Source organism: Nonomuraea sp. NPDC049504, assembly GCF_040676845.1.
Classification (GTDB): domain Bacteria; phylum Actinomycetota; class Actinomycetes; order Streptosporangiales; family Streptosporangiaceae; genus Nonomuraea; species Nonomuraea salmonea.
Window position 1 is genome coordinate 19140 of sequence record NZ_JBFAPT010000027.1, and the last position, 12154, is coordinate 31293.

10 protein-coding genes are annotated in these 12154 nt (G+C 71.8%); 5 read left to right on the forward strand and 5 right to left on the reverse strand.

Annotated elements, in window-relative coordinates:
• Nucleotides 1-64: 64 nt before the first annotated feature.
• Entirely contained in the window at nucleotides 65-1222 is a 1158-nt protein-coding gene (locus AB0K28_RS39380; RefSeq protein WP_364380331.1) for an extracellular solute-binding protein, read from the forward strand.
• 123 nt (nucleotides 1223-1345) lie between these two features.
• Here the strand turns inward: AB0K28_RS39380 and AB0K28_RS39385 are convergent, their stop codons facing one another.
• Complete coding sequence (locus AB0K28_RS39385; RefSeq protein ID WP_364380334.1) at nucleotides 1346-1597, reverse strand: hypothetical protein; 252 nt, start codon at nucleotides 1595-1597, stop codon at nucleotides 1346-1348.
• 159 nt (nucleotides 1598-1756) lie between these two features.
• Nucleotides 1757-3085 carry a 4-aminobutyrate--2-oxoglutarate transaminase gene (gene gabT, locus AB0K28_RS39390; RefSeq protein ID WP_364380337.1) on the reverse strand — a complete coding sequence of 443 codons (1329 nt, stop codon included), beginning with the start codon at nucleotides 3083-3085 and terminating at the stop codon, nucleotides 1757-1759.
• A 91-nt stretch (nucleotides 3086-3176) separates the two neighbouring features.
• Between gabT and AB0K28_RS39395 the strand changes: the two genes are divergently transcribed.
• Nucleotides 3177-4709: a PucR family transcriptional regulator gene (locus tag AB0K28_RS39395; protein ID WP_364380340.1), complete on the forward strand. Its 1533-nt coding sequence runs from the start codon at nucleotides 3177-3179 to the stop codon at nucleotides 4707-4709.
• Here the strand turns inward: AB0K28_RS39395 and AB0K28_RS39400 are convergent.
• Nucleotides 4675-5301, reverse strand: a complete 627-nt coding sequence (locus tag AB0K28_RS39400) for a TetR/AcrR family transcriptional regulator (RefSeq protein WP_345398244.1) — start codon at nucleotides 5299-5301, stop codon at nucleotides 4675-4677. The two genes, AB0K28_RS39395 and AB0K28_RS39400, sit on opposite strands and share 35 nt — an antisense overlap.
• A gap of 289 nt (nucleotides 5302-5590) precedes the next feature.
• On the opposite strand from AB0K28_RS39400, the gene AB0K28_RS39405 reads away from it, so the two are divergent.
• Nucleotides 5591-7018, forward strand: coding sequence for an aldehyde dehydrogenase family protein (locus tag AB0K28_RS39405; RefSeq protein WP_364380343.1), 1428 nt, complete (start codon nucleotides 5591-5593; stop codon nucleotides 7016-7018).
• Nucleotides 7019-7076: 58 nt separating this feature from the next.
• On the opposite strand, the gene AB0K28_RS39410 is transcribed toward AB0K28_RS39405, so the two are convergent.
• Complete coding sequence (locus tag AB0K28_RS39410) at nucleotides 7077-8381, reverse strand: trypsin-like serine protease (RefSeq protein WP_364380346.1); 1305 nt, start codon at nucleotides 8379-8381, stop codon at nucleotides 7077-7079.
• Nucleotides 8382-8436: 55 nt separating this feature from the next.
• Nucleotides 8437-9462: a peptidase gene (locus AB0K28_RS39415; RefSeq protein ID WP_364380349.1), complete on the reverse strand. Its 1026-nt coding sequence runs from the start codon at nucleotides 9460-9462 to the stop codon at nucleotides 8437-8439.
• Between the two features lie 196 nt (nucleotides 9463-9658).
• Here AB0K28_RS39415 and dxr point away from each other — a divergent pair, with 196 nt between their 5' ends.
• Together dxr and ispG are read left to right on the forward strand one after the other, a co-directional pair.
• The gene (dxr, locus tag AB0K28_RS39420; protein ID WP_364380352.1) at nucleotides 9659-10849 is read left to right on the forward strand and encodes a 1-deoxy-D-xylulose-5-phosphate reductoisomerase; all 1191 of its coding nucleotides are present in this window, start codon (nucleotides 9659-9661) and stop codon (nucleotides 10847-10849) included.
• Between the two features lie 39 nt (nucleotides 10850-10888).
• The gene (gene ispG / locus AB0K28_RS39425; protein ID WP_364380355.1) at nucleotides 10889-12055 is read left to right on the forward strand and encodes a flavodoxin-dependent (E)-4-hydroxy-3-methylbut-2-enyl-diphosphate synthase; all 1167 of its coding nucleotides are present in this window, start codon (nucleotides 10889-10891) and stop codon (nucleotides 12053-12055) included.
• The last annotated feature ends 99 nt before the right edge of the window (nucleotides 12056-12154 follow it).

The following is a 12154-nucleotide window of genomic DNA, read 5'->3' on the forward strand; positions in this document are numbered from 1 at the left end:
GAACGACCGTTCCTCCCGCTCCCGTCCCCGGTAAGCTCCAGCACGACGGACAAGGGGGGACATCGTGAACGGTCGTCGTACTTATGCCCTGGCGCTCGCCGCGACGGCGCTGGTCGCGGGCGTGGGCGTGGCGGCTCCTGCGGCCGTTCCCGGGCCTCAGGGCGTGCGGCCCCAGCCCACCCCCACGGCCAAACCCAGCGCGAGCCCCACTCCCACTCCCACGCCGAGCGCCACCCAGCTCGACGGCACGCTGCAGATCCTCACCTACCGCGGCTACGCCGAGTACGGCGGCGTCAGCTCCCGCGTCAACTGGGTCGGCTCGTTCGAGAAGGAGACCGGCTGCCGCATCGCCAGGCTCGACATCGCGCAGACCGCTGAGGAGCTGGCCGCGCGGGTGGACGACCGGCCCTACGACGTCGTCACGGCCGGTCCCGTGCTGGCGGCCGACCTGATCGAGCGCAAGTGGGCGCAGCCGATCGACCCGGCCAAGGTGAGCGGCTACACCGACCTCGACAAGCGGTTCCGCGACATGACCACCGTGTCGGGCAAGTCGTACGGGGTGCCGTACCTGTGGGCGTACGACGAGTTCGTCCGCGACCGCAACACGGGCGGCGACCTTGAGCAGGTGTTCTCCTCGACGCGGGCGGCGCTCAGGGACAGCCCTCTGACGATCGCCGCCGCGGCGCTGGCCGAGGGGGCGAAGGAGCCGTACGAGCTGAGCGAGGCCGACCTCGACAAGGCGATGGCGCTGCTCGACCGCAATAAGGACCGCACCTACTGGCGCAACCCCGTCGACCTCGTCAAGGGCTTCGCGACGGGCGCGCTCGACTATGCCCAGCTCACCCCCTACTACCGGCTGCTCCTGCAGAAGGCGGGGGTGCCCCTCGAGACGGTGAAGACGCGGGCCACGCTCGGCTGGCTCGACTCCTGGATGCTCAGCGCGAACGTCCCCGACGCCACCTGCGCCTACCGCTGGCTCAACTGGGTGACCGCGACCGACGCGCAGCGCGACGCCGCCGCGTGGACGGGCATGGCGCCCGCCAACGGCAAGGCGTGCAAGGGGCGGGCCAGGGCGATGTGCCGGGCGTACGGGATGGGCGACGACAAGCGGCTCGGCAAGGTGGACTTCGCGGTGCGCCCGCCCGGGGGTTGCCGCGCGGACGACGGGGAATGCACTGACTACGCCACCTGGGCCAAGCGGTGGCAGGAGCTCATGAAGTAAGTGGTGGCCGCCCCCACCTGACTGTGCCGCGGGCTCGCCCTTCTCCCCCGCTGGGCGGGCTCGCTCTGAGGCGCCCCGGGCCTTCCCCTCTGTCCCGGGGCGTCTCGCCGCGCTCGTCGTGCGTCAGCGGGACGGGAAGGCCACCACGGTGGCCATGGGCGCCGGCACGAGGGCCTCGGCGCAGTCGGCGCACGCGAGGATCGGTGCGTCGTCGGGCAGGCGGCCCACGCGCACGCGCGGGCGCGGCCATCGCTTGTGGCAGACGACGCAGGCATCGCCGTCGCGCTGGGCCCAGGTCAGGCCCTCAGGGTCGAACGTCAACATGTCCTGCGCCGTTCTGGTCGCACCCCAGCTCATCACGCTCCCACCGCCCATGGGACTCTCCGCATGTCGCAACCGTTATAACCCTGACCGTGGCCGTGAGCGTCCTGCTGAGCGTCAAGTCAGGGTGAATTCTCTACCCGAGCGACGCCTTTTACACCACAAAAACGGGCAACCAGCCGCAAGCTGGGTGCCCGTTTCGTAGGGTTTCGTCTAGAGGTCGGCGATGGCCTTCTCCAGGATGCCGAGGCCCTCCTCCAGCAGGTGCTCGGGGATGACCAGCGGCGGCAGGAAGCGCAGCACGTTGCCGTACGTGCCGGCCGTCAGCACCAGCAGGCCCTCCGCGTGGCAGCGCTTGACGACCTCCGCGACGGCCGCCGGGTTCGGCTCCTTGGTGCCCGGCTCGACCAGCTCGATCGCGATCATCGCGCCCCGGCCCCTGACGTCCCCGATCACGCCGAAGCGCTCCTTGAGCGCCTCCAGGCGGGGCAGCATGATCTCGCCGATCCGCCTGGCCCTGGCCACCAGGTCGTCGGACTCGATCGTCTCCAGCACGCCCAGCGCGGCCTCGCAGGCCAGCGGGTTGCCGCCGTACGTGCCGCCGAGCCCGCCCGCGTGCACCTTGTCCATGATCTCCGCGCGCCCGGTCACCGCCGCCAGCGGCAGGCCGCCCGCGATGCCCTTGGCCGTGGTGATGATGTCCGGCACGACGCCCTCGTCCTCGCAGGCGAACAGCGTCCCCGTACGCGCGAAGCCGGTCTGCACCTCGTCGGCCACGAACACGATGCCGTTCGCCCGGCAGAACTCCGCGATGCGCGGCAGGAAACCCCTGGCCGGCACGATGAAGCCGCCCTCGCCCGCGATCGGCTCGATCACCACGGCGGCCACGTTCTGGGCGCCGATCTGCTTGGTGATGAGGTCGATGGCCTGATCGGCCGCCTCATCCGCGCAGTTGTCAGGGCCCGTCGGCCAGCGGAACGGGTAGGCCAGCGGCACCCGGTAGACCTCCGGCGCGAACGGCCCGAACCCCTGCTTGTACGGCATGTTCTTGGCCGTCAGCGTCATCGTCAGCAGCGTGCGGCCGTGGTAGCCGTGGTCGAACACGACGACTCCAGGGCGGCCCGTCGCGTGCCGGGCGATCTTGACCGCGTTCTCCACGGCCTCGGCGCCCGAGTTCACCAGGAACGTACGCTTCTCGTGCTCGCCCGGCGTCAGCTCGTTGAGCTTCTCGCACACCTGCACGTACGACTCGTACGGGGTGACCATGAAGCAGGTGTGGGTGAACTCGGCGACCTGCTTGCGCACCCGCTCGACGACCTTGGGCGCGGCGTTGCCCACGTTCGTCACGGCGATGCCGGAGCCGAAGTCGATCAGCGAGTTCCCGTCGGCGTCCTGCACCACCCCGCCGCCCGCGCGGGTGACGAAGACCGGCAGGGTCGTGCCGATGCCGGGTGGGACGGCGGCCTGCTTGCGGGCCAGCAACTCCTGCGACCTCGGGCCTGGGATGGCGGTCACGACGCGCCGCTCCTGGGGAATGCTCATGCTTCGACGTTATGGCGGGCTTTCACCTGCGCCGATAGGTCGATATGTAACACTGGGAGTGGTCGTCTTAGCCGAAATGGACAAATTCCGCATGCCGCCTACGCTGCAGACCGTCATGCGCCGCATGCACCTGAGGCCGCTGGCCGGCACCTCAGGGCCCGGCGTGCTCGACGCGGCCGTCCGCTGGGTCGCCGTCAGCGAGCTGGCCGACCCGACACCCTACCTGGAGGGCGGCGAACTCCTGCTCACCACCGGCCTGCGCATGGACGGCGACCTGACCGGCTACGTCGCCCGCCTCGTCAGGCGCGGGGTGGCCGGGCTCGGGTTCGGCGTCGGGGTCTCGCACGAGGAGACGCCGCCCGCCCTCGTCGAGGCCGCGGAGGCGGCCGGGCTGCCGCTGCTCGAGGTGCCGCGCGAGACGCCGTTCATCGCCATCGGCAAGGTCGTCAGCGAGCTGCTCGCGGCCGAGCAGTACGAGGAGATCAGCCGCGCCTTCGCCGCCCAGGGCCGGCTGACGCGGGCGGCGCTGCGGCCCGAGGGCGTGCACGCCGTCATCGACCGGCTCGCCAAGGAGGTCGGCGGGTGGGCGGCGCTGCTGGACGAGTCGGGCGAGGTCCGCCACGCCACGCCGGACGCCAGGACGGACGCGGTCGCCGCCGAGCTCTCCCGCCGCCGCGGCCGCCCCCTGGACACCCCCCGGCGGGCCGAGGCGGGGGATGGGCGGATGCCGGCGAGCCTGGCGCTCTCCGCGCCCGGTGAGCACATCGTGGTGCAGCCGCTGGGTGGGGGCGGGCGGCCACGGGGGTTCTTCGCCGTCGGGGCCGGGCACGCGTTCACGCCCGTCACGCAGACCGTGATCAACGCCGCGGGCTCGCTGCTCACCCTGTCCATGGAGCAGGGCAGGGCGCAGCGCGCGGCCGAGCGCAGCCTGCGGGCCGCCGTGCTGGAGCTGCTACTGGCGGGGGAGGAGGAGCGGGCCAGGGCGGTGCTGGGCAGGCTGGGCGGCCGGCTGCCCGCCGCACCCGTGGTGGTGCTCGCGGCGGGACCCGACGCGCTGGACGCGCTGGAGGCGGTCACGTTCACCGCGCTGACCGGCGTGCCGGACGTCGTCGCGCTCGTGCCCGAGCAGGAGGCGGCTGAGGTGGCCCTGAGCGCGGACGCGCCGGTCGGGGCGAGCCTGCCCACCGGCTACGGCACCCTGCGCGACGCGCTCGACCAGGCCAGGCGGGCCCTGGAGGCGGCCCTGGACACGCGCAGGGGCCCGGTCGTCAGGTTCGGCGAGCTCGCGGGGCAGGGGCTGCTCGCGCTGCTCGACCCGGCCGCCGCCCACGCGTTCTCGACGGCGGTGCTGGCCCCGCTCACCGCGTACGGCTCCCGCGCCGACCTCATGGAGTCGCTGCGGGCGTACCTGGAGAGCAACGGCCACTGGGACGCCGCGGCGCAGCGGCTCGGCGTGCACCGCCACACGCTGCGCTACCGCATGAGACGCGTCGCGGAGCTGCTGGGCCGCGACCTCGACGACCCCGGCGTGCGCGCGGAGCTGTGGCTCGCCCTGGAGGCGGCCGGCCGCCCGCCGCTGCGCGGCCGCGCTACTCCGGCTTCTCGACCTGGTAACAGCAGATGATCGCGGTCGTCACGGCCTCGTACGTGCGCCCGTCGCGCAGGTGCCCGGCCCGCTCCAGGCTGATCGCGCCCTGAGCGGCCGCCCAGAACGCGTCGGCGATCTTGCGGGGTTGCGTCGGGATGAGGTAGCCGGCCGAGATGCAGTCGGCGATGACGCGGTCGAGGATGTTCAGGGCGGCGCGGGCGAGGGTGCGGGCGCGCTCGCTGGGCTCGAAGCCGGGGATCGCGCGCTCGAACATGAGGCTGTAGTAGCCGGGCTCCGACAGGCACGCCTGCCGGTAGGCGGGGCCGAGCGCGGTCAGGTGCTCGTACGGGTTGCGCCGCTGCGGCACGGCCTCCAGATAGCGGCGGAAGCGCTCGAACCCCTCCAGATAGAGCGCCTCCGCCAGCCCTTCCCTGTTGCCGAACATCGTGTAGATGACGGTCGTCGTGCAGCCGGCTTCCGCGGCGATCCTGCGCATGGTGAGGCTGTCGGGCCCGTCGCTCTGGAGCAGGTTGACGGCCACGTCGAGGAGACGCGAGCGGAGTTCGTCGTGGGTGGCGCGCTCGCCCAGGAGGTAAGCACCCTGCAGTCCCAGAGGCGCCGAGGTCATGAGACCTCCCTTGCGGCCAAGGAGCTATGCGTCCTTGTGACCTCACGTCGTTCGGTCACGGGGCCCACGCCTTTCTGATCGAGGGCCCACCGCGCTGGAGACCCGCACTCGATGACTTAGCCATGGCGGAGATCCCTCAAACCACTCCGCATGGTAAACATCCCGAATTGGGTCTACTTCTGTTACATCATGGGTATACAACAGGGCTTGTACTTAACGGTGAGCCCTCGTGTGAGTCTTGTGCATCGTGGTGTAAATCCCCCGTGCACGCGTGGCATAACGTCGGGGTATGGACGTGCGTACCTTCTGGCTGGCCGGCCGCGCCGCGACCGGGGAGACCGAGCTCACTGTCACCAACCCCCACGACGGCCGCGCGGTCGCGCGGCACTGGGTGCCCACCGACGCCCAGGTGGAGGAGGCCGTCGCGGCCGCCGCCGCGGTCGCCGGGCAGGCCGCCGCGCTGCCCGTGCACGTACGCGCCGAGGCGCTCGCCCACGTCTCGCGCCGCCTCGCCGAGCGGGCCGACGACATCGCCCACCTCATCACCGCCGAGAACGGCAAGCCCATCATGTGGGCGCGCGGCGAGGTGAGCAGGGCCGTCGCCACCTTCCGCTTCGCCGCCGAGGAGACCCGCCGCTGGTCCGGCGGCGTGCAGCGGCTCGACACCGAGCCCGCCGCGGCCGGCCGCCTCGCCTACGTCTCCCGCGTGCCCAAGGGCCCCGTGCTGGCGATCACCCCGTTCAACTTCCCGCTGAACCTGGTCGCCCACAAGGTCGCCCCCGCCATCGCCGTCGGCGCGCCCGTCATCGTCAAGCCCGCGCCCGCCACCCCGCTGTCCTCGCTGCTGCTCGGCGAGATCCTGGCCGAGACCGACCTGCCCGCCGGCATGTTCTCGGTGCTGCCCATCGAGAACGAGCGCGCCTCCGCCCTCGTGACCGACCCCCGGCTGCCCGTCGTGTCGTTCACCGGCTCCGCGCCCGTCGGCTACGCCATCGCCGACCAGGTGCCGCGCAAGCACGTGACGCTGGAGCTGGGCGGCAACGCCGCCGCCGTCGTGCTCGCCGACGCCGACCTCGACTGGGCCGCCCAGCGCATCGCCCTCTACTCCAACTACCAGGCCGGGCAGAGCTGCATCGCCGTCCAGCGGGTGATCGTCGAGCAGTCTGTCTACGACGCCTTCGCCGAGCGGCTGCTGCCCGCCGTCAACGCGCTCGTCACCGGCGACCCCTCCGACGAGAAGACCCAGGTCGGGCCGCTCGTCTCCGAGGCCGCCGCCGAGCGGGTCGAGCAGTGGGTGCGCGAGGCGGTCGACGCCGGCGCCACCCTGCTCGCGGGCGGCGGGCGCGACGGCGCCACCGTCGAGCCGACCGTGCTGGCCGGCGTGCCCCACGACGCTAAGGTCGCCTGCGAGGAGGTCTTCGGGCCCGTCATGATCCTGCAGCCGGCCGCGTCCATCGACGAGGCCTACGCGATGGTCAACGACTCCAAGTACGGGCTGCAGGCCGGGGTGTTCACCCGGTCGCTCGACGCCGCCTTCCGCGCCAACCGGGAGCTGGAGGTGGGCGGCGTGATCATCGGGGACGTGCCGTCGTACCGGGCCGACCAGATGCCGTACGGCGGGGTCAAGGACTCCGGCATCGGACGCGAGGGGCTGCACTCGGCCATGGAGGACCTGACGTACGAGAAGGTCATGGTCCTGACCGGGCTGTCGCTGTAGGAACCGCGGCGGGGTGACGCGGCGCGCCCGTCACCCCGCCCGTCCTGATCCCCTCCTCCTAGGCGCGTTCGGCCGTGCGGAAGAGGGACTTGATCGTGTCGCCGAAGTACGGGCCGTACATCGTGCGGTGGTCGTCGCTGTACTTGAAGCTGCTCAGCGACGTTATCGTGCCCCTGCCCGTCGCGGTGTCGAACGACGTCATCCACGGGCCGCCGCTGGCGCCCGCCGTCATGTCACAGCCGAGGCCCTGGTCGCGGGTCTGACCGTGCGGGTCGTTCTTGAGCCGGCCCGCGCAGTAGACGAGGTGCGAGCCGTCGTACGGCGGGTCCGCCGGGTAGCCGAAGCCGAACGCCTGGCCGCCGCGGCCCGTGTTGAAGGCGATGCTCTGGGCTCCGACGACGTCCGTCACGTGGCGGCCCCTGGAGGTGGCCAGGGCGACCATGCCGACGTCGTAGTTGTCGTCGCCGCTGCGCGACCACGGGCCGGCGACGAACATGCGGCGGGCGGTGTACTGGCCGTACGGGTGCTCGTGGGCCGTGTCGTACCCCGGGACGAACGTCCAGTTCGCCGCCCACTCGCCGGAGCCGTCCTTCACGCAGTGGCCGGCGGTGACCACGACGTCCCTGTTGGCGCTCTTGACCGTGCTCGCCGAGCAGACGAAGTCGGCGCCCGCCACGGTCAGGAACACCCGGCCCGTGGTCCTCGCCACCTGGCCGCCGGTGATCCAGCGGGAGCCGACCGTGCTGGTGGCTGGCTTCGCGGGCCTGGCCGGCGCGAGGGGGCGGGCGGCCGCCATGAGCTCACGCGGCGACGGCACCGCCGACTCCCCACCCGCCCTCGCCGGGCCGCTCGCTCCCGCCGGACTGCTCGCTCCCGCCGGACTGCTCGCTCCCGCCGGGCCGCTCGCTCCCGCCGGACCGCTGAGCGGCCCCGCGGCGCCTCGCGTCGGCGCCCCGCTCGCGGGGCCGCTGTTCGCGGGGGCGGCGCTGCCCGTGAGGACCTTCGTGATGCCGCTCAGGCCGCCGGTGAGGCCGCGTTCGACGAGGCTGAGCACGTCGATCGGCAGGGCCTTCGCCATGCGTTCCGGCGTCCAGTACGCGAGCACGCGCCGCTGGTCGGAGGCCGTCCTGGCGGCCACGTGCTCGACGATGTCACCGTGGAGGTCGCCGTGGAGGACACCGTGGAGGTCGCCGCGCTCCGCGAAACTCGCGGAGACGACGGCCTGGGTCCCGGTCTGAGCCCCGGTCTGGGTCCCGGCCTGGGTGTCGGCCTGCTGGCGGACGGGTGCCGCGCCGGCGAGCGCGGGGCCGATCAGCCCCGCCATGAGCGAGGCGGCCGCAAGCAGGGGGGTGCTCAAGGTCATGGCCCCCGAGTGTGCCCCACGAGATGTGTTCTTGTGACTACTTTCGGTGAATTCCTCAGGCTGCGTTGGTGGTTTGCGCTGCTTGGTAGACGGCCTGGGCCTCGGTCCCGAAATAGGGGCCGAACATCCAGTTGGGGGCGAAGTTGTATTTGAAGCTGTTGACGGAATTCTGGGTGCCGAGCCCGGTCGACTCGGTGAAATTCAGCATCCAGGGACCGCCGCTCGAACCGCCGGTCATGTCGCAGGTCAGGCCGAGGCCGCGGCTGGCCAGGAAGTCGTCGAACGTACGCCCGCCGCAGTAGACGAGCTTCGAGCCGTCGTACGGCGCCGCCGCCGGGTAGCCGAAGGCGTACATCTGCTGCCTGCGCGGTTGATTGAAGGCCACGCCCTGGCCGCCGACGGTGTCGACCAGCGTCTTGCCGTTCACCGGCGCGACCACGGCGGCGGCCACGTCGAAGTTGATGTCCTCGCCCGAGTTCCACTGCGGGGTGGTGAGCAGCCGGGTGGCGGGCCAGGTGCCGAAGGGGCGCTGACCTCTGTCGTAGCCGGGGACGAAGACCCAGTTCGTGTGGAAGGCGCCGGACATCTTCACGCAGTGGCCCGCGGTCAGCACCACGCTCTTGTTGGCGCTGGTGACGGCGGTGCCCGAGCAGGAGGCGTTGCGTCCCTGGGTGGTGAAGAAGATCCGCCCGGTCGTACGCGTGACCGCGCCGCCCTTGGTCCACGCCGCGCCCGAGCTGCGCGCCGCCTGCGTGGTGGCGCCCGACCCGCCACGGGTGGGTGGAGCGGTCCACGCGGTGCCCTGGCGGGGTTCCGCAGCATTGGGCGCCACCTTGGGGTCGGGGACGTCCAGCGGCTGGGCGGCCTCCATGCGCCGCTCGGTCCAGTACGTCATCGCCTGCCGCCGCTCGGACGCCGTGTCGGCGGCGGCGTGCTGCGCCGGCTTCGGCCGGGGCGCAATCCGGGACCCGGCTTGGGACCCGGTTGAGGACGCAGCCTGGGCCGCCGCGGCGGGGAGCGCGGTGGCGAGCAAGGTGCCGGTCAGCGTGGCGGCGGAAAGCAGGGCGATTTTGCGGTGCATTACGTACCTCCCTAAAACGGACTCGGGGTTGGAACGTAGCCGCCGCAATATCCGGATTTCTCAAGATTCGCGCATTCCGATATGACGATATTCCGACATAAATGAACTGGGTTATCTCGTGTCACATAAGGCGGCGAATTTTGGCCCGGCGGCCCCGTCGTGCCTGAGCGCCCGGCACAGCGGGGAGAATGGGTCTGTGCATGCAGAGACCCTCCGCTCCGTCGTCATCCTCGGCTCCACCGGTTCAGTCGGCACGCAGGCCCTCGACGTCATCGCCGCCAACCCCGGCGGTTTCCGCGTCGCGGCGCTGGCGGCAGGAGGTGGCAGGGTCGACCTGCTGGCCAGGCAGGCGGCGGAGTTCGGCGTCGAGGCGGTGGCGGTGGCCGACGCCTCGGCCGTGCCCGCGCTGCGCGAGGCGCTGGAGGCCCACGGCGTCAAGCCGGTCGTGCTCGGCGGCCCCGACGGGGTGGCCGAGGTGGCGGGCTGGGAGTGCGACATGGTGCTCAACGGCATCACCGGCGCGCTCGGCCTGGCCTCCACCCTGGTCGCCCTCAAGGCGGGCCGCCTGCTCGCGCTGGCCAACAAGGAGTCCCTGATCATCGGCGGGCCACTGGTCAAGCGGCTGGCCGCGCCGGGCCAGATCCTGCCCGTCGACTCCGAGCACTCCGCCCTGCAGCAGTGCCTGTGGGCCGCGGGTCCCGACGGCCACGACCCCTCCCGCGTCAGGCAGCTGGTGGTCACGGCCAGCGGGGGGCCGTTCCGGGGCATGAAGCGCGAGGAGATGGCCGACGTCACGCCGGAGATGGCGCTGGCCCACCCGACCTGGTCGATGGGCCCCTACATCACCGTCAACTCCGCCACCCTGGTCAACAAGGGGCTCGAGGTGATCGAGGCCCATCTGCTGTTCGACCTGCCGTTCGACCGCATCGAGGTCGTCGTCCACCCCCAGTCGATCATCCACTCCATGGTCGAATACGTCGACGGCTCCACCATCGCCCAGGCCAGCCCGCCCGACATGCGGCTGCCGATCGCGCTCGCGCTCGCCCACCCCCGCCGCGTCGCGGGGGCCGCGCGGCCCATCGACTGGACCAAGGCCCACACCTGGACGTTCGAGCCGCTCGACGACGTGGCCTTCCCCGCGGTCGCGCTGGCCAGGCACGTCGGCGGCGAGGGCGGCACCGCGCCCGCCGTCTACAACGCCGCCAACGAGGTGTGCCTCGACGCGTTCCTGCGCGGCGATCTGCCGTTCCTCGGCATCGTCGACACCGTGGCCAAGGTCGTCGAAGAACACCAGGTCACCCCGGCCGGCTCCGTCGAGGAGGTGCTCGCGGCCGACGCCTGGGCGCGGGCCCGTGCGGCCGAACTCACAGCCGGGCAGTCCCGCTAGCTACCTAGACTGGAAAGCGTCGTCACAGTAAGGGTTGAAATGTCTCCTGTAGCTCTCGGCATCCCGACGGTCCGCCCCAAGCCGCTCGCCGAACGCCGCCACTCCCGGCAACTCATGGTCGGCAGCGTGCCCGTGGGCGGCGACGCCCCCGTCTCGGTGCAGTCGATGACGACGACGGTGACCGCCGACGTCAACGCCACCCTCCAGCAGATCGCCGAGCTCACGGCGTCGGGCTGCCAGATCGTCCGCGTCGCGGTGCCGTCCCAGGACGACGCCGACGCGCTGCCGCTGATCGCGAAGAAGTCGCAGATCCCCGTGATCGCCGACATCCACTTCCAGCCGAAATACGTCTTCGCCGCCATCGACGCCGGGTGCGCGGCCGTCCGGGTCAACCCCGGCAACATCAAGAAGTTCGACGACAAGGTGGGCGAGATCGCCCGCGCGGCCTCCGACGCCGGCGTGCCCATTCGCATCGGCGTCAACGCCGGTTCCCTCGACCCCCGCCTGCTCCAGAAGTACGGCAAGGCGACGCCAGAGGCGCTGGTGGAGTCCGCGCTGTGGGAGTGCTCGCTGTTCGAGGAGCACGGCTTCCGCGACATCAAGATCTCGGTCAAGCACAACGACCCGGTCGTGATGATCAACGCGTACCGGCTGCTGGCCGCCCAGTGCGACTACCCGCTCCACCTCGGCGTCACCGAGGCGGGGCCGGCCTTCCAGGGCACGATCAAGTCGGCCGTGGCCTTCGGCGCGCTGCTCGCCGAGGGCATCGGCGACACCATCAGGGTCTCGCTGTCGGCGCCTCCCGTCGAGGAGGTCAAGGTCGGCGCCCAGATCCTCGAGTCGCTGGGGCTGCGCGAGCGCGGCCTGGAGATCGTCTCCTGCCCGTCGTGCGGGCGGGCCCAGGTCGACGTCTACACCCTGGCCGACCAGGTCCAGGCGGGCCTTGAGGGGATGAAGGTGCCGCTGCGGGTGGCCGTCATGGGCTGCGTCGTCAACGGCCCTGGCGAGGCCCGCGAGGCCGACCTGGGCGTCGCCTCCGGCAACGGCAAGGGCCAGATCTTCGTCAAGGGCGAGGTCATCAAGACGGTGCCGGAGTCGCAGATCGTCGAAACCCTCATCGAGGAGGCCCTGCGCCTCGCCGAGGAGATGGGCGTCGAGGTCGACCTCGACGACGACACCACCGGCCCCACCGTCACCGTCAGCTGACCCTCATCCCTGTCCGACCGGCCTGCTCGGCCGAGTGCGGGCCGGTCAGGGCCGAGGTCGCTCGGTCACGCCGGGCAATGGAGCCATTACAGGTTGGCA

Coding starts and splice junctions, on each gene's coding strand:
- AB0K28_RS39385 (WP_364380334.1), bottom strand. CDS start 1,597: ATGGGCGGTGGGAGCGTGATGAGCTGGGGTGCGACCAGAACGGCGCAG.
- gabT (WP_364380337.1), bottom strand. CDS start 3,085: ATGAGCATTCCCCAGGAGCGGCGCGTCGTGACCGCCATCCCAGGCCCG.
- AB0K28_RS39395 (WP_364380340.1), top strand. CDS start 3,177: ATGCCGCCTACGCTGCAGACCGTCATGCGCCGCATGCACCTGAGGCCG.
- AB0K28_RS39400 (WP_345398244.1), bottom strand. CDS start 5,301: ATGACCTCGGCGCCTCTGGGACTGCAGGGTGCTTACCTCCTGGGCGAG.
- AB0K28_RS39405 (WP_364380343.1), top strand. CDS start 5,591: ATGGACGTGCGTACCTTCTGGCTGGCCGGCCGCGCCGCGACCGGGGAG.
- AB0K28_RS39410 (WP_364380346.1), bottom strand. CDS start 8,381: ATGACCTTGAGCACCCCCCTGCTTGCGGCCGCCTCGCTCATGGCGGGG.
- AB0K28_RS39415 (WP_364380349.1), bottom strand. CDS start 9,462: ATGCACCGCAAAATCGCCCTGCTTTCCGCCGCCACGCTGACCGGCACC.
- ispG (WP_364380355.1), top strand. CDS start 10,889: ATGTCTCCTGTAGCTCTCGGCATCCCGACGGTCCGCCCCAAGCCGCTC.